The organism is Desulfobulbus elongatus DSM 2908 (assembly GCF_000621145.1).
GTDB classification, from domain to species: domain Bacteria; phylum Desulfobacterota; class Desulfobulbia; order Desulfobulbales; family Desulfobulbaceae; genus Desulfobulbus; species Desulfobulbus elongatus.
Genome location: NZ_JHZB01000006.1, coordinates 22,261 through 39,209 on the forward strand (window position 1 = coordinate 22,261; position 16,949 = coordinate 39,209).

General features: G+C 67.0%; 13 protein-coding genes. 9 read left to right on the forward strand and 4 right to left on the reverse strand.

Going from position 1 to position 16,949, the window contains the following annotated elements:
- Position 1: 1 nt before the first annotated feature.
- Together Q362_RS0104715 and Q362_RS0104720 are read right to left on the reverse strand one after the other, a co-directional pair.
- Positions 2 to 412 (reverse strand): NIL domain-containing protein, encoded by a 411-nt coding sequence (locus Q362_RS0104715; protein ID WP_028317746.1) that lies wholly within the window; start codon positions 410 to 412, stop codon positions 2 to 4.
- A complete protein-coding gene (locus tag Q362_RS0104720; RefSeq protein WP_028317747.1) occupies positions 409 to 1,602 on the reverse strand; it encodes a homocysteine biosynthesis protein in 1,194 nt (397 codons plus the stop codon). The genes Q362_RS0104715 and Q362_RS0104720 overlap by 4 nt, the downstream gene beginning before the upstream one ends.
- A gap of 211 nt (positions 1,603 to 1,813) precedes the next feature.
- Here Q362_RS0104720 and acnA point away from each other — a divergent pair, with 211 nt between their 5' ends.
- Positions 1,814 to 4,480: an aconitate hydratase AcnA gene (gene acnA, locus Q362_RS0104725; protein WP_028317748.1), complete on the forward strand. Its 2,667-nt coding sequence runs from the start codon at positions 1,814 to 1,816 to the stop codon at positions 4,478 to 4,480.
- Positions 4,481 to 4,552: 72 nt separating this feature from the next.
- A complete protein-coding gene (locus tag Q362_RS19155; protein WP_035215647.1) occupies positions 4,553 to 6,067 on the forward strand; it encodes a B12-binding domain-containing radical SAM protein in 1,515 nt (504 codons plus the stop codon).
- A gap of 17 nt (positions 6,068 to 6,084) precedes the next feature.
- On the opposite strand, the gene Q362_RS19160 is transcribed toward Q362_RS19155, so the two are convergent.
- Both Q362_RS19160 and mprF read right to left on the reverse strand, forming a co-directional pair.
- On the reverse strand, positions 6,085 to 6,888 hold the full coding sequence (locus tag Q362_RS19160; RefSeq protein ID WP_051553675.1) for an AcvB/VirJ family lysyl-phosphatidylglycerol hydrolase: 804 nt from the start codon (positions 6,886 to 6,888) through the stop codon (positions 6,085 to 6,087).
- 45 nt (positions 6,889 to 6,933) lie between these two features.
- Positions 6,934 to 9,489, reverse strand: a complete 2,556-nt coding sequence (gene mprF, locus Q362_RS0104740; protein WP_028317749.1) for a bifunctional lysylphosphatidylglycerol flippase/synthetase MprF — start codon at positions 9,487 to 9,489, stop codon at positions 6,934 to 6,936.
- Positions 9,490 to 9,738: 249 nt separating this feature from the next.
- Here mprF and Q362_RS24000 point away from each other — a divergent pair, with 249 nt between their 5' ends.
- The 7 genes from Q362_RS24000 to pgl all read left to right on the forward strand — a co-directional run bounded on the left by Q362_RS24000 (position 9,739) and on the right by pgl (position 16,934).
- Entirely contained in the window at positions 9,739 to 10,350 is a 612-nt protein-coding gene (locus Q362_RS24000; RefSeq protein ID WP_051553677.1) for a nucleotide triphosphate diphosphatase NUDT15, read from the forward strand.
- 59 nt (positions 10,351 to 10,409) lie between these two features.
- Positions 10,410 to 11,942, forward strand: a complete 1,533-nt coding sequence (pap, locus tag Q362_RS0104750) for a polyphosphate:AMP phosphotransferase (protein ID WP_028317750.1) — start codon at positions 10,410 to 10,412, stop codon at positions 11,940 to 11,942.
- A 79-nt stretch (positions 11,943 to 12,021) separates the two neighbouring features.
- Entirely contained in the window at positions 12,022 to 12,837 is an 816-nt protein-coding gene (locus Q362_RS0104755) for a ZIP family metal transporter (protein ID WP_028317751.1), read from the forward strand.
- A 42-nt stretch (positions 12,838 to 12,879) separates the two neighbouring features.
- Complete coding sequence (locus Q362_RS0104760) at positions 12,880 to 13,620, forward strand: NYN domain-containing protein (RefSeq protein ID WP_028317752.1); 741 nt, start codon at positions 12,880 to 12,882, stop codon at positions 13,618 to 13,620.
- A gap of 40 nt (positions 13,621 to 13,660) precedes the next feature.
- Positions 13,661 to 14,677 carry a phosphogluconate dehydrogenase (NAD(+)-dependent, decarboxylating) gene (gnd, locus tag Q362_RS0104765; protein WP_028317753.1) on the forward strand — a complete coding sequence of 339 codons (1,017 nt, stop codon included), beginning with the start codon at positions 13,661 to 13,663 and terminating at the stop codon, positions 14,675 to 14,677.
- Positions 14,678 to 14,679: 2 nt separating this feature from the next.
- The gene (zwf, locus tag Q362_RS0104770; RefSeq protein WP_211248444.1) at positions 14,680 to 16,191 is read left to right on the forward strand and encodes a glucose-6-phosphate dehydrogenase; all 1,512 of its coding nucleotides are present in this window, start codon (positions 14,680 to 14,682) and stop codon (positions 16,189 to 16,191) included.
- A complete protein-coding gene (gene pgl, locus Q362_RS0104775) occupies positions 16,188 to 16,934 on the forward strand; it encodes a 6-phosphogluconolactonase (protein ID WP_028317755.1) in 747 nt (248 codons plus the stop codon). Before zwf ends, pgl begins: the two co-directional genes overlap by 4 nt.
- Positions 16,935 to 16,949 lie beyond the last annotated feature (15 nt).

Below are 16,949 nucleotides of genomic sequence, written 5' to 3' on the forward strand. Positions count from 1 at the left end.
CTCAGAACGCCGACGAGCAGGCGCCGAACGGACAGGCGGCGATGCAGGCCAGGCACTCGATGCAGCTGTCCTCGTTGAAGGCCACTGTCCGGGTGGGCCGGTCGATGATGGCCAGGGCCGCGGTCGGGCAGTGGACCACGCAGGCGCAGCAGTGGACGCACCGGCCCTCATCCCAGTGCACCCCCTTGTTGCCGGCGTGGATGAGCACGTCGAAGGTGGTGAGAAAGGCGAAGGCCCGGTTGATGTTCTCCTGGGTGCCGGTCACCTCCAGGCTCAGATAGCCTTCCTCCTCCGGGGTCACCTTGGCCCGGAAAATGTTGACGATCAGATCGTAATCCTTGACCAGCTGGTAGACGATCGGCTTCTCGGTCTCGCTTTTGGGGAAATAGAGATAGATTTTCTTGGTGATCATCTGACCGGCCCCGTGATGTTCATGGATTTCATGCCCTGGCTGAGCGGCAGGCGCTGACTGGGCTCGGAGAGCAGAAATCTGCCGTCCTGGATCTCGCTCTTGAGCAGGTTGCAGATCTTGAGCGCCTTGTTGTAGGAGGAGAGCGAGGTTACCGGGATCTTCTTGCCCATCAGCTCCACTTGGCCCGCGCGCAGCTCCTCGTAGGTGAACCGGCCGAGGATATTGCCGGTCTTCTCCGGATAATCCGCGGAATAGTCGACGACGCAGGCGGAAATGTCGCGGTCGCGTACCGTGGTCCGCCGGAGAATCTGCGGGTTGAGGATGGGGATGGGAATGCCCACGCCGAGCGCCAGCGACACGCCGTAGCCCTTGAAGCTGGCGCCGCGGACGAACTCGGGCAGCATCTCCTTCATGTTGCCGGTGAGGGCGAGCGTGCCGGCGCCCTCCACCGGCACGTCGTTGCCGCCGCGTTCGACCAGCGAGCAGTGCTGGGTGCCCTCGGCGTAGACGTGGCCCCGCGCCCCGGCCAGCCACACGCTGGTGCCGACGCCGATGGTCTCGTAGAGGGGATCGTTTAAAAGCGGCGCCAGCTGCCCGGCCGAGCAGTAGGTCATGTTGCGCATCTTGGCCCGGAGAATGCCCAGATAGGTGTAGATGCGCTTGTCCGAGACGTTGACCGCGACGTTGTAGTTCTGGTAGCAGTTGCGCGGGTTGACCATGATCGCCTGGTTGAGGTCGTTGATGTCGAACAGGGTGCGGACCTCGCGGCGGGGATAGTCGTCGGTGCCGTAGGAGAGGCCGAAGAGCTGGAGCTTCTTGCCGGCCACCAGGTCCTCGATCACATGGCCGCCGCCGTAGCGGAACTCGCCGGGGTGGTACATGTTGGCCGGATCGTTGTGGCGCAGCTGGGTGGCGCCGAGGTAGACGTCCACCGCCGCAATGCCGCAGTAGGCTGCCACGTCGTTGATCCAGGCCTCGGAGATGCGCATCTTGGGCTTGCTGTGGCCGAAGTTGAGGAAGCAGCCCGAGGAGCACATCGGCCCGAAGGTGGCGGTGGTGACCACGTCCACCTCCTTGGCCGCGGCCTCCAGGCCCCGCTTGTCGACATAGTCGATCACCTCTTCGGCGGTCAGGACCACGGCCTTGCCGGAGGCTATTTTCTCGTTGATTTCCGCGTACGTCTTGGTCATGGGGCATTCTCGCACAGAAGGGCTCTTTAGATTCGCCGGAAGGTGCTTACTATAGGATGAATAAAGCAAAACAGCAAGAAACCGCGACGGGGTGCGGCGAAAAAGCCCCCGCGCCTTTCGCGGCGCCGCCGGCCGCCTTCCTGCTTGTGCTGAGCCGGTCGAATCGTGTAAGGAAAAGCGTTCCCCATTATCTTTCCAGGAGGCATGCGCCATGACCGCGACCAAGGATTTCTCCCGCTTCAACCCCCGGACAACCCTGCAGGCCGGCAGCACGACCTACACCGTCTTTTCGGTGCAGGCCCTGGAACAACTCGGCTACGGTCCGATCGAGCGTCTGCCGTATTCCCTGCGCATCCTGCTGGAAAACCTGCTCCGCCACGCACCCCAGGGGCTGGCGGCCGAAACCGACATCGACCTTCTGGCCTCCTGGCGGCCCGACGCGGTCCCGGATGCGGCGGTTCCCTTCATGCCCGCCCGCGTCATTCTCCAGGATTTCACCGGCGTGCCCGCCCTGGTCGACCTGGCGGCGATGCGTTCCGCCCTGGCCCGCCACGGCGGCGACCCGGCCAGCATGAACCCCTTCATCCCGGTGGACCTGGTCATCGACCACAGCGTTCAGGTGGACCGCTGCGGCAGTTCCGAGGCCCTGGCGGTCAACGTCGGCCTGGAAATGACCCGCAACCGCGAGCGCTACACCATGCTCCACTGGGGCCAGCAGGCCTTCCGCAATTTCCGGGTGGTGCCGCCCGGCACCGGCATCGTCCACCAGGTCAACCTGGAATACTTGGCCTCGGTGGTGACGAGCGGCGAGCAGGACGGCGAGACCGTGCTCTATCCGGACAGCGTGCTCGGCACCGATTCCCACACCACCATGATCAACGGCCTGGGCGTCATGGGCTGGGGCGTAGGCGGCATCGAGGCCGAGGCGGTCCTGCTCGGCCAGCCCTATTCCCTCCAGATTCCCGAGGTGGTGGGCGTACGCCTTGCCGGCGCTCTGCGGCCCGGCACCACCGCCACCGACCTGGTGCTGACCATCACCCGTTTCCTCCGCGCCAAGGGCGTGGTCGGCCGCTTCGTCGAGTTCTTCGGTCCCGGCCTTCAACATCTGAGCCTGCCCGACCGGGCGACCATCGCCAACATGGCCCCGGAATACGGCGCCACCATGGGCTTCTTCCCGGTAGACGACGAGACCCTGCGGTATCTGCGGGCCAGCGGCCGCACGCCGGCGCAGGTCGAGCTGGTGGAGCGCTACTGCCGGCAGCAGGGATTTTTCTACGCGCCGGACAGCGCCGAACCCTCGTATTCGGTGGTGTACGACATCGGGCTCGATGCGGTGGTGCCCAGCCTGGCCGGCCCCAAACGGCCCCAGGACCTGCTGCCGCTGGCCGGGGTGCGGGCGGATTTCGAACAGCAGTTCGCCCCGCAACTCGCCGCCTCGACGCCGCCGGCAGCCGCCGGCCCGACCAACGGCTCGGTGGTGATCGCCGCCATCACCAGCTGCACCAACACCTCCAACCCGGACGTGATGATCGGCGCCGGCCTCCTGGCCCGCAAGGCGAGGGCGCGCGGCCTGACCAGCAAGCCCTGGGTCAAGACCAGCCTGGCCCCCGGTTCACGGGTGGTCACCCGCTATCTGGAACAGAGCGGGCTGTTGGCCGACCTCGAGGCCCTGGGGTTCAATGTGGTCGGCTACGGCTGCACCACCTGCATCGGCAACTCCGGGCCGCTGGACGAACCGGTCAGCGCCGAGGTCAGGGAGCGCAACCTGGTGGTGGCCGCGGTGCTCAGCGGCAACCGCAACTTCGAGGCCCGCATCCATCCCCAGGTCCGGGCCAACTACCTCGCCTCGCCGCCGCTGGTGGTGGCCTACGCCCTGGCCGGCACGGTGCTGATCGACCTGGACCGCGAACCGCTGGGGGTCGACGCCGAGGGGCGGCCGGTCTATCTCCGCGAGATTTGGCCCGATGCCGAGGAAATCCGGGCGGCGGTGCGCCAGAGCCTGAAACCGGACCTGTTCACGGTCAGCTACGGCTCGGTCTTTGCCGGCGATGCCCAGTGGAACGAGCTGCACGGCGGCAGCGGCGACCTCTATCAGTGGGATGCGGATTCCTCCTACATCCGCGAACCGCCGTTCTTCCAGGAACTGAGCCCGGACCCCCGGCCCGTCGCCGATATCAATGGGGCCCGCATCCTGGCCCTGTTCGGCGATTCGATCACCACCGACCACATCAGCCCGGCCGGCGCGATCGGTCCGCAAACCCCGGCGGGCCTCTACCTCCAGGGCCTGGGCATCCGGCCGGAGGATTTCAACAGCTACGGCTCGCGGCGCGGCAACCACGAGGTGATGATGCGTGGCACTTTCGCCAACATCCGCATCCGCAACCAGATGGTGGAGCGGGAAGGCGGCTGGACCAGGCACTGGCCCGAGGGCGAGGAGATGCCGATCTACGAGGCCGCCATGCGCTATCGAGAGAAGGGCACGCCGCTGGTGGTCTTTGCCGGCAGGGATTACGGCACCGGCTCCTCGCGCGACTGGGCCGCCAAGGGCACCTTGCTCCTCGGCGTCAGGGCGGTGGTGGCCGTGTCGTTTGAGCGCATCCACCGCTCCAACCTGGTGGGCATGGGTGTGCTGCCGCTCCAGTTTGCGGAGGGCACGGATGCCGCCAGCCTGGGATTGGACGGCAGTGAAACCGTCAGCCTGACCGGCATCGGCGGCGAGCTGGTGCCGGGCCAGCAGCTGTCGCTGCGCATCGACCGCGCCGACGGCCGCAGCGACATCGTCCCGGTCCGGCTGCGGCTCGACAATGCCATGGAAATCGACTACTACCGCCAGGGCGGCATCCTGCACAAGGTGCTCAGGCAGCGGCTCGCGGGATGAGGAGCGGCAATCGACAATCTGGCAGTGGGCGTGACGGCCGGTAACGAACCGCGGCATGCCAGCGGTTGTTCTATGCCCGCCATCGTTCTCGCCACCATCAACGCCCGCTACATCCATGCCAGCCTGGGACTGCGCTGGCTGTACGCCAACCTGGCCGACTTGCAGCCCCAGGCCGTCGTGCGGGAATACTGCCTCACCGACCGGCCGGGCGACATCGCCGAGGCCATCCTGGCCGGCGGGCCGGCCATCGTCGGTATCGGTGTCTACATCTGGAACGCGGCCGAGGTGCGGCGCCTGGTGGGCGTGCTCAAGCGGGTGGCCCCGAAAACGACCGTCGTGCTCGGCGGGCCGGAGGTCAGCCACCTGCCCCTGCGGGTGGACCTGAGCGAGGCCGATTACCTGATCCGGGGGGAAGGGGAGCACAGCTTCCGCGAACTCTGCCGGGCCCTGCTCGCCGGCAATCCGCCCACGGAGCGGATCATTCCCGCCGCGCCGGTGGAGGTCGATACCCTGGTCCCGCCCTACCGGTTCTACACCGACGAGGATCTGGCCCATCGCCTGGTCTATGTCGAGGTCTCCCGCGGCTGTCCCTTTGCCTGCGAGTTCTGCCTCTCGTCCATCGACCGGCGGGTGCGGCCTTTTCCGCTCGACGGCTTTGTGGCCGAACTGGAGGCGTTGTGGCAGCGCGGGGCGCGGACCTTCAAGTTCGTGGACCGCACCTTCAACGCCAATCCGGCCGCCGCGGCCCGCATCCTCGATTTCTTCCTCGCCAGAACGCCGCCTTTTCACGCCCATTTCGAGGTCATCCCCGACCATTTCCCGGACAGTCTCAAGGATCGGCTCGCCCGCTTCCTGCCGGGCACCCTGCAACTGGAGGTCGGCATCCAGACCCTGGACGCGCAGACCGCGGCCGCCATCAGCCGGCGACTCGACATGGACCGCATCCGCGCCAACCTGGCCTTCCTGGAAGAACAGACCGGCGCCCACCTCCACGTCGACCTGATCGTCGGCCTGCCCGGCGAATCCCTCGACCGGTTCGGTGCGCACCTCAACGCCCTGGTGGCGCTCACCTCCGGCGAGATCCAGATCGGCATCCTCAAGAAACTCTCCGGTACCGCCATCGGCCGGCACGACCGGGCGCACGGCATGGTCTATTCCGCCGATCCGCCCTACGAAATCCTGTGCAACGATCTGATCTCCTTCGGCGAGATGCAGGAGATGAAGCGGCTGGCCCGGTTCTGGGACCTGGTGTACAACAGCGGCAACTGCACCCGCACCGCGCCGCTGCTCTGGCCGGATGGCGACGTCTTCCGCGGCTTCCGCGCCTTCAGCCGCTGGCTGTACGGACAGACCCGCGCCACCTGGCAGATCGGCCTGCCGCGGCTTGCCGAACTGCTGTTCGCCTATCTCACTGAAGAACAGGGCAGGGACAAGGCCGATGTGGCCAACGCCCTCGCCGCCGACATCCTGGGGATCAGGGGCAGGGTGCTGCCGCCGGCGGTGATGGCGCACGTCAGCCGCCTGCCCGACGGGCGCCGCAGCCTCGGCGACTCCCGCACCCGGCGCCAGAGCAGACACCGACAGTAAGGCGGCGGCCGGAGCGGTTACCGGGCAAGCGGCGCCCGTTTCCGCACAGCATCCATCTCCCTGAAGATGGCCTCGATGACCGGGTCGTAGCGGTAGTTGTAATGATGGTCGCCCGGCATGGGCAGGATCGTGACATTGCTCCCTTTCAGGGCCGGGCAGATGGCGCCGTCCTCTTCCGTGCCGTACACGCACAGCACCGGCCCGGTGAGGCGCGCCGCCTCGGGGAGCACCTCCAGGGCCCCGTCCCGCCGCTCGTCTTTCATCCAGTCCATGACATGGATCTCGACATTGACGAAGGCCCCCGGTCCGAGCAGGACGCAGAGCTGGACCTGGGCCAGGAGGTCGCCGGGCAGGCGGTTGGCGAGAAAGGGCAGCCAGCAGGCCCCGAACGAGAAACCGACCAGGAGGACCCGTTTTTTCTGCCAGGTGTGCAGATAGTGCCGGATGACCGTGTCCAGCGCCTGCGACATCTCGGCGGGGTTGCGTTCCTTCCAGAAATATTTGAGGCAGTCGAAGCCGACGGTGGCGATGCCCCGCTGCTGAAAGGCCTCGCCGAAGGTTTTGTCCAGATCGGCCCATCCGCCGTCGCCCGAGAGGATGATGGCCAGGATATCGCTCTGGGAGGCGGCGGGCAGCTCAATGAGGGGCAGGGCGGCGATGGCCTCCTGTTCGGGTGCCGGCCCGGCATGAACCCCAGCCGGCGCTGCCAGCGCGCCCCAGGCGCAGGCCGCCGCCAGAAACCGGTGCGCCAACCGGCCCCATCGGCCCGTGCCGCCATGGCGGCGTGACCGCTTTCCGCCGCCTCCGTTCATGGTCCGCATCTCCCTCCTCCTCCTGCCGGGGAACCGCTGCCGCCCCGTCCCGGTTTACTTGCCCACCATCCCCTTGGCCCCGCCGGAGATCAGGGTGGCCAGATTGGTCATGATCCGGGGCAGGGCCAGGCCGCCCGGCGAGGCCAGGTAGCGCGGTTCCCATATGGGATCGAATTTTTCCTTGTACGCCCGTAACCCCTTGAAGTTATAGAAATGTTCCCCGTGCTGATAGAGCAGTGAACCGGCCCGGTGCCACAGGGGGGCATGCGGGCGGTTGGCCAGACCGGCCAGGGGCGCCATGCCGAGGTTGAACCAGGCATAGCCCTGCTGCCGGCCCCAGAGGATCAGGCTGATGAACAGATAGTCCATGGTGCCGGGCGGCGCCTCGGGGAGAAAGCGCATCAGGTCGATGGACATCTCTTCCCGCTCCGCTCCCAGCCATAGATTGGCAAAGGCGACGATGTGCCCGTCGTGCCGCACCAGGGCCACGGGAGCGGCCCGTAGATATTCCGGCTGGAAAAAACCCAGGGAGAATCCTTTTTCCTTGGTTTTCTTGCCGGCCAGCCAGGTATCGGAAATCCGCCGCAATTCCGGCAGCAGGGCGGCAACGGCCGGGGTATCGACCAGTTCGAAGGTACATCCTTCCTTTTCCGCCCGGCGATGCGAGTAGCGCAGGCCGCTTCGCGCCTTGCCCTCCAGGGAAAACCGGGCCAGCGGCACCCTGGCCTCCTCGCCGAGCTTGAGCAGGGTCAGGCCGAGGTCGAGGTAGAGATAGAGGGTGTCGTGGCCGACCTCGTAGAAGACCGGCCAGCCTTCGGCCCGCTCGCTGAGTTCGCGGAACCGCCAGACCAGTTCCTGATGCTCGGCCGGAGGACCGATGGGATCGCCGAGGGCGATCCAGCTCCTCCCCTCGACGGCATACATGATGAACGCGGTCGTGCTCTCGTTGAATAGAAGGGATTTGTCGCCGAGCAGGGCCAGGTTGGCTCGCGTCTGCGGGCTGGCCGCGATAACGACCCTGGCCCGGTCCAATCCGGCGGCCTGGGCCAACGGGGTCACGAGGCGGGCCGGCCGCAGCAGGTGGGCGGCGGCGTACAGGAGCAACAGGCTCAAGGCACCGACCATGGCCCGGAGAAAGCGCGGCGCATCGCCGCTGATGGCGAAACGCCACCAGAGATCGTGGGAATACTCCACATGCTTGTAGGAGAAGAAGCCGAGCCAGATCGAACACCCCATGACCAGCAGAATCAGCAGGGTCCATCTTCTGCCCAGCGGTTCGTTGAGCAGGGACGAACGGCGATAGAAGGCCTGGCGGCAGGGCAGCAGGGCCAGGAGCATCAGGCCCAGCACGATAGCCTCTTCGTAGTCCGCCCCCTTGAGCAGGGAAAAGAGCGAACCGCCGGCCAGCAGGATGACGGCCAGGAGATAGGCCGCATCAAGACGGCGCAGCAGCCCCCAGGCCACCAGCAGCAGGCCGGCCCCGGTGAGGCTGCCGAGAAAGTGCGAGAATTCCACCACCGGCAGGGGCAGCATGTTGTGCAGCCAATGCAGCCGTCCCGGATGTCCGGGGGTTGCGCCGGAAACCAGCAGCACCGCCCCGCCGGCCAGGGTGGAGGCCGCCATGAGTTGCGGCACCAGGCTGGTGCCCAGCCGGGCGAAGCCCTTGACGATCCGCCCGGCCAGGGCCCGCTGCCGGAAAAATTCGATGCCGCCCAGCAGCAGGCTGGCGCAGGCCAGCGGCAGCAGATAGTACACGGCCCGGTACACCATGAGGCTGCCGGCCAGGGCATCCAGGGGCGCATGCGGCAGACTGAGCAGGATCAGCGATTCGAACACGCCGAGCCCACCGGGGACATGGCTGATCAGGGCCACCACCTGGGCCAGGAGGAAGATCCCCAACAGATGCGGGAGCGACAGGTGGACGGATGCGGGCAGCAGCACATACAGCACGCTGCCGGCCAGCACCCAGTCGGCGGCGCCGATCAGCATCTGGGCCCAGGCCAGTCCGGGCCGGGGCAGGGACCACTGCCAGCCGCCCACCGCGAACGGGCGGGAACGCAGGTGCACGGTCGCCAGATAGGCCCCGACCAGGACGAGCAGGACCAGGCCCAGCAGGCGGACGGACAGGAAGGGCAGGTGCAGCGTGCCCGGAAGCCTGAGCGGTTCCATGACAAAGGTCATGCCGCCCGCCGCGCAGACGCCCAGCCAGAAGGTGGCAACCGTGAAGGAGAGCACCCTGGCGATCTCCTCGGTCGACAGTCCCCAGGCGGAATAGAGCCGGTAGCGGATCGAGCCGGCGGCCAGGAGCGACAGGCCGATATTGTTGCTGAAGGCGTAGCTGATGAAGGAGGTCAGGGCCACCTTGTGGGTTGCCAGCGGGTGCTGCACATACCGGATCGCCAACCAGTCGTAGCCGGTCATGACCGTATAGCTCAGGACGGTCAGGCCCAGGGCCGCGGCGATCTGGCCGGAATGGAGCGCATGCAGCTGGCGGAGGATGTCGTGGTAGTGGAACTCGCTCAGGGTCCGGTGCAGAAGCCACAGCGCCCCGCCGAACAGGGCCAGGGCCAGCAGGGGCATGAACATCCGAAGGTGCAGTGTTCGTCTCATTCCATGGTTTCCGGGAAAAGAGTGCCAGGCCGCCGGCACGCGCCATCGTTCCGTGTCCGCCAGACTATCCCATCAAAACCGGTCCCGACAACGTATTTCTTGGCGGTGCCCTTGGTCTGCGGTCCGGGCGCATGGGACCGCCTCGCGGAAGACGGGGATGGGGTGGTCTGCAAATTGTCGTTGCAAAAATCGGCGCAACACACAAAGGTGACCGGCAGGGGAAGACAACCGCCGCACCGGGCGGGGAGCATGGACGAGAGGTGCAGGGTGCATCTGTATCAGGTGTTCAGCCATTCCGGACCGCTGGCCGGCAACAACCGGCGGCTGCGGCATTGCCCGCAGTGCGGCGCCCGCTTCGCCGAACGGGTGCTGGCCCGGTTCGAGCGGCAGCGCTGCGAGCGGTGCGCCGCTGTCCATCATCTCAATCCCGCCCCCGGCATCACCATGCTCGTCCGGTCGGCCGCAGGCGAGATCCTCATCGGCAGGCGCCGGGCAACAGCCCGCTACGGCAACAGGTGGTGCCTGCCCGGCGGCTACATCGAGTACGAGGAATCGTTCATCGACACCGCCCGCCGCGAGGTCCGGGAGGAGACCGGGCTGGAGGTGCGGATCGACGGCATCGTCAATGTGGTGTCCAACCATCTCGACGATTGCCACCACACCCTGGTGATCGTGCTGCTCGGGGAGATGGTGGCGGGCAGCCCCGAGCCCGGCGACGACCTGACGGCCCTCAAGTGGATCGACCGGCACGCGCATGCGGGCATCGACTATGCCTTCGAGGCGGACCGGCGGATCATCGACGGATATTTTGCCGGCGGTTTGCAAATGTTGCCGATTGATGCCAGAATCGAACAAAGGTGAATTCGTGCGCTAAGCGTGCCGCCGCGACCGGCGGCGCATGGTCAAGGAGGAGCGGGCAGATGTTTGAATCAGCGGAGTTGGGGCACAAAATCAAGAAATCGGTCTACGAAAAGGAGGTGCCGGCCCTGCGGGAGGCGCTCCTCGACGCCCAGTTCGAGCTGGCGAAATCGGCGGCCTTCCAGGTGATCATCCTGGTGGGCGGCCTGGACGGCTCCGGCCGCGGCGCCACCGTCAACCTGCTCAACGAGTGGATGGACCCGCGCCACATCCAGACCCACGGCATGGGCGAACCCTCGGACGAGGAACTCGACCGGCCGATGATGTGGCGCTTCTGGCGATCCCTGCCGCCCAAGGGCAAGATCGGCGTTTTCCTCGGCTCCTGGTACACCTGGCCGATCCTGAACCGGGTCAATGGCCGCACCGAGGACGCCGATCTCGACCAGAGCCTGGAACGGGCCGCCCGGCTGGAAAAAATGCTGGTGGATGAGGGCGCGCTGGTGATCAAGCTCTGGCTGCATCTGTCCAAGGAGAAGCAGGAAAAGCGGTTCAAGGAGCTGGAGAAGAATCCCCTGACCCGCTGGAAGGTGACCAAGCGCGACTGGAAGCATTACAAACAGTACGACAAGTTCCGGGCCGTGCACGAAAAGGTCATCCGGCACACCAGCACGGCCGAGGCCCCCTGGCTGGTCATCGAGGGCGAGGATGCGCAGTACCGCAACCTGACCGTGGGCAAGGTGATCCTCAAGGCCATCCAGGGCCGGCTGCAACTGGAGGCCTCGCCGCAGCCCCGCATCCTGGCGCCGCCCCTGTTGCCGCCCATCGACAACCTGCACCTGCTCAAGACCCTGGACATGACCCAGGCGGTCGAAAAAAAGAGCTACAAGGTCAAGCTGGAGAAACTGCAGGGCCGGCTCAACGAGCTGACCCGCGATCCCAAGTTCCGCTACATGTCGGTGATCGTGGTCTTCGAGGGCAACGACGCCGCCGGCAAGGGCGGCAGCATCCGCCGCATCACCGGGGCTCTGGACGCCCGCTATTACCAGGTGATTCCCATCGCGGCCCCCACCGAGGAGGAACGAGTCCAGCCCTATCTGTGGCGGTTCTGGCGGCATCTGCCGCGCAAGGGCCGGGTGACCGTCTTCGACCGCTCCTGGTACGGCCGGGTGCTGGTGGAGCGGGTCGAGGGCTTCTGCTCGGAGGCCGACTGGATGCGGGCCTACGGCGAAATCAACGACTTCGAGGCGCAGATGGTCCGCCACCGCCTGATGGTGGTCAAATTCTGGCTGGCCATCACCAAGGACGAACAGTTGCGCCGGTTCAAGGACCGGGAGAAGACCGGCTTCAAGAATTTCAAGATCACCGAGGAGGACTGGCGCAACCGGGAAAAATGGGAGCTGTACGAACAGGCGGTCTGCGACATGGTGGACCGGACCAGCACCCTGATGGCCCCGTGGACGCTGGTTGAGGCCAACGACAAGTATTTCGCCCGCATCAAGATCCTGAAGACGCTGTGCGACCGCATTGAGGACAAGCTGAAGGAGCTGCACGAGACGGGGATCGATTATCTGGACAAACCCAAAAAGGGCGACTGAGTCCCCGACCCGTCTCGACCCGCTCCGACCGGAACGCACCGGGGCGGAACCGAGGCACGCATTGGCATGAGAGGCGGATATGGTTGAGTTCATCGCACAGTTCAATCCGATTGTGCAGGCGTTGCTGGCGACCCTGTTCACCTGGGCCGTGACCGCGGCCGGGGCCGGGCTCGTCTTTCTCCAGCGGGAGATCAACCCCAAGCTGCTGGACGGCATGCTCGGTTTCGCCGCCGGGGTGATGATCGCGGCCAGCTTCTGGTCGCTCCTGGCGCCGGGGATCGAGATGGCCGGGCACCTGGGCCACATCCCCTGGCTGACCGCCACCATCGGCTTCATGGGCGGCGGTGTCTTCATGCGGCTCACCGACAGGTTCCTGCCCCACCTCCATCCGGGCCTGGCCCTGGCGGACAGCGAGGGCATCAAGACCTCCTGGCAGCGCTCCACCCTGCTGGTGCTGGCCATCACCCTGCACAACATCCCCGAGGGGCTGGCGGTGGGCGTGGCCTTCGGCGCGGTGGCCGCGGACCTGCCCTCGGCCTCCCTCGGCGGGGCCATCGCCCTAGCCATCGGTATCGGCCTGCAGAATTTTCCCGAGGGGACGGCGGTGGCCATGCCGCTGCGGCGCGAGGGCCTGAGCCGGCGGAAGAGCTTTTTCCTGGGCCAGGCCTCCGGCGTGGTCGAGCCGATCGCCGGCGTGCTCGGCGCCTGTTTTGTCCTCAAGATGCAGCACATCCTGCCCTATGCCCTCTGTTTCGCCGCCGGGGCCATGATTTTCGTGGTGGTCGAGGAACTGATTCCCGAATCCCAGCGCAAACAGGCCAACATCGACTTCGTGACCATGGCCACTTTGGCCGGATTCGCCACCATGATGATCCTCGATGTCGCCCTCGGCTGAGGGCGGCCGGTCATCGCAGCCCGTTCACGAGAGGAGGGATGCATGGAAAGAGACCGCAAGATCGCCCTGCTGATCGATTGCGACAATGCCAGCCATCAGGCGGTGGACGGCGTGCTCAACGAACTGGCCAAGTACGGGGTCACCAACATCAGGCGGGCCTACGGCAACTGGAAAACGCCCCATCTCAAGGGATGGGAGGAGCAGCTGCACCCCTACGCCATCCAGCCCATCCAGCAGTTCGCCTACACCCAGGGCAAGAACGCCACCGACGCCGCCATGATCATCGACGCCATGGACCTGCTGTACACCCAGCAACTGGACGCCTTCGCCCTCATGACCAGCGACAGCGATTTCACCCCGCTGGTCATGCGCATCCTGACCAACGGCCTCACGGTGTACGGCTTCGGCGAGCAGAAGACGCCGCTGCCCTTTGTCAATGCCTGCTCCCAGTTCATCTACACGGAACATCTGCTGGCCGCGGCCGAAACCGAAAGCGGCGAGGTGCCGGTGGATGCGCCCCGCGATCTGAAGAAATCGCGGGGCGAGCTGCGCGGCGACACCTGGCTGGTCAAGCTGCTCCGCAATGCCGCCGAGCAGACCGCCGAAGAGGACGGCTGGTCGCACCTGGGCCGGGTCGGCCAGTACATCTCGAACACCACGTCCTTTTCGCCCGTCAACTACGGCTATAAAAAACTGAGCGATCTCGTCCGGATGACCGATCTGTTCCAGGTCGAGATGCGCAAGAACAATTCGGTGATGTACATCAAGGACAGTCGGAAATAGCGGGATCTGTCGCAAACAAGAACATGTTCGGGAGGCAAGCATGCAGCTGGGAATGATCGGGATCGGCAGGATGGGGGGCGACATGGTGCGGCGGCTGCTGCGCCGGGGGCATGCGTGCGTGGTCTACGCCCGCCGGGCCGGGGCGGCGGACACACTGGTGGCGGAGGGCGCCGTGGCGGTGGCCGCCTACGGCGAGCTGGTCGCCCGCCTGGCCGCGCCGCGCGTGGTCTGGCTGATGGTGCCCGCCGCCGCGGTCGACGGGGTGATTGCCGAACTGGCGCCGCTGCTGGCGCCGGGCGACATCTTGGTGGACGGCGGCAACTCGCACTACCAGGACGATCTCCGCCGCAGCGAGGTCCTGCGCGCTCGTGGCATCCGCTATCTCGACGTCGGCACCAGCGGCGGCGTCTGGGGGCTTGATCGGGGCTACTGCCTGATGATCGGCGGCGAGGACGAGGCCGTGCGGCGGCTCGATCCCGTTTTCCGCGACCTGGCGCCCGGCGTCGGCCAGGTGGCGCCCACACCCGGCCGGCCGGCGGGCTCGACCGCCGAGCAGGGCTATTTCCACTGCGGCCCGAGCGGGGCCGGCCATTTCGTCAAGATGATCCACAACGGCATCGAATACGGCCTGATGGCCGCCTACGCCGAAGGGTTCAACATCCTCCGCCACGCCAACATCGGCAGCGGCGGGCAGGCCAGCGACGCTGAGACCGCGCCGCTTGCGCATCCCGAGCATTTCCGCTACGACTTCAACCTGGCCGACATCGCCGAACTGTGGCGGCGCGGCTCGGTGATTCCCTCCTGGCTGCTCGACCTGAGCGCCAGGGCCCTGGCCGAGCAGCCGACCCTGGCCGGGTTCGCCGGCCGGGTATCCGATTCTGGTGAAGGCCGCTGGACCATCAATGCCGCCGTCGAGGCCGGCGTGCCCGCGCCGGTGCTGAGCGCCGCCCTGTTCCAGCGCTTCGGCTCGCGCGGTCACGGCGATTTCGCCGCCCAACTGCTCTCGGCCCTGCGGGCGCAGTTTGGCGGCCACGGCGAACGGCCGGCGGAGGGCTGATCATGGCGCACACCGCATCCCTGCCTCCGACCATCCTGGTCATCGTCGGCGCGGCCGGCGACCTGACCCGGCGCAAACTGATCCCCGCCCTCTACAACCTCCATCTGGACCGACAGCTGCCCGACCGGTTCGCCATTATCGGCGTGGCCCGCCGGCCGCTGGAGGACGACGCCTTCCGCCAGAGCCTGCGCGAGGGCGTGGCCAGCTTTTCCCGGCGCGGCATCGCCGACGAGGCGGTCTGGCGGACATTTGCCGAAGGGGTGTCCTATCTGTCCGAGGATGTGCTCAGCCCGGCCTCCGGCCTGGCGCTCAGCAGCCGCCTGGCCGCCATCGAAAAAGACTGGGGCGTGCGCGCCAACCGCATCCACTATCTGGCCGTGCCGCCGCAGATGATGGAGCCGTCCGCGGCCATGCTCCAGCGGCTGGGGGTCTGCCGCGACTGCGCCCACGACCGGCTGGTGGTGGAAAAGCCCTTCGGCCGCGACCTGGAGTCGGCCCGGGCCCTGAACCGCTTCCTCGGCGAACTGTTCGTCGAATCGCAGATTTACCGGATCGACCACTACCTGGGCAAGGAAACGGTGCAGAACATCCTGGCCTTCCGCTTCGCCAACTCGCTGTTCGAGCCCATCTGGAACCGGCGCTACATCGATCAGGTGCAGATCACCGTGGCCGAGACCGTGGGCGTGGAGGAGCGCGGCGACTATTACGACCGGGCCGGCGCCCTGCGCGACATGGTCCAGAACCATCTCCTCCAGCTGCTCTGCCTGGTGGCCATGGAGCCGCCGATTTCCTTCGATGCCGACGACATCCGCAACAAGAAGGTGGACGTGCTCCGGGCCATCCGGCCGTTCCATCCGGACGCCATCCACCGGGTGGCGGTCCGGGGCCAGTACCGGCGGGGCACCGTGCTCGGCCGGGATGTGCGGGGCTACCGCGAGGAGGCCAAGGTCGCCCCGGATTCGACCACCGAGACCTTTGCCGCCTTCACCTTCCACATCGACAACTGGCGCTGGCAGGGCGTGCCCTTTTATCTGCGTACCGGCAAGCGGTTGCCGGCCAAGGTGTCGGAGATCAACGTGCTCTTCCACGAGCCGCCGCACCAGTTTTTCCCCTCGGCCGCGGTGGAGAGTTGGCAGCCGAACCGGATCGTCATCCGCATCCAGCCGGAAGAGGGGATCGGCACCCGCATCCAGGTCAAGCAGCCGGGCACGCGCATGCTGCTCGGCACGGCGGAGATGCGGTTCCGCTACCACGAAGCCTTCCGCACCCCGGCGCCCGAGGCCTACGAAACCCTGCTGCTCGACGTGATTCGCGGCGACGCCACCCTGTTCATGCGGTCCGACCAGATCGAGTGCGCCTGGCAGGTGGTGACCCCGATCCTGGAGGCCTGGGATTCGGTGCCGGCCGCCGGTTTTTCCGAATACGCCGCCGGCACCTGGGGGCCGGAGTCGGCCGACCTGATGGTGGCCCGGCAGCGGCACAGTTGGCTGCAACCTTCGGTGGCTCCGGAATGACCGGCAGGGGCGAGTTGCGGGTGTATGCCGATGCGGAAGCGCTCGCCCAGGCGGCGGCGGAGCTGTGCGCCGAAACAATGCAAGCCGCGGTGGCTGCCCGCGGCCGGTGCGGCGTGCTCCTGGCCGGCGGCGCTACCCCGCGCCGTGCCTACGAGCTGCTGGCCGGGGAACCGCTGGCGCAGAACATTCCCTGGCATCAGGTGCATGTCTTCTGGGGCGACGAACGCTGCCTGCCGGCGGGCGATGCGCGCCGCAACGAGACCATGGCCCGCCTGGCCCTGCTCGACCGGGTGCCGGTTCCGCCGGAGCAGGTGCACGCCATCGACTGCGCCGGCGCCCCGGAACAGGTGGCGGAATTCTATGCCGACCAACTGCACTGCTTCTTCGCCGGCCGGCCGCCCCGATTCGATCTGGCGATCCTCGGCCTGGGGGACGACGGCCATACGGCCTCGCTTCTGCCCGATGCCGCCGCCCTGGCCGAGCAACAGCGCTGGACTGCGGTCACCAAACGGCCGGAGGAGCCGTTTGCGCGCGTTACCCTGACCGCGCCGCTGCTCAACCAGGCCCGGCTGGTGGTGTTTCTGGTGAGCGGCCAAGGCAAGGCCGCCGTCCTGCGCGCGGCCCTGACCGGAGAACAGCCGCGGCTGCCGGTCCACCTGATCCGGCCGGCCGGCGGCGGTCTGCTGTGGCTGGCCGACCGCGCCGCCGCGAGCCTGCTGGCGGAAGGAGGCGGCACGGCCTGAAGATCCGTCCCCGGC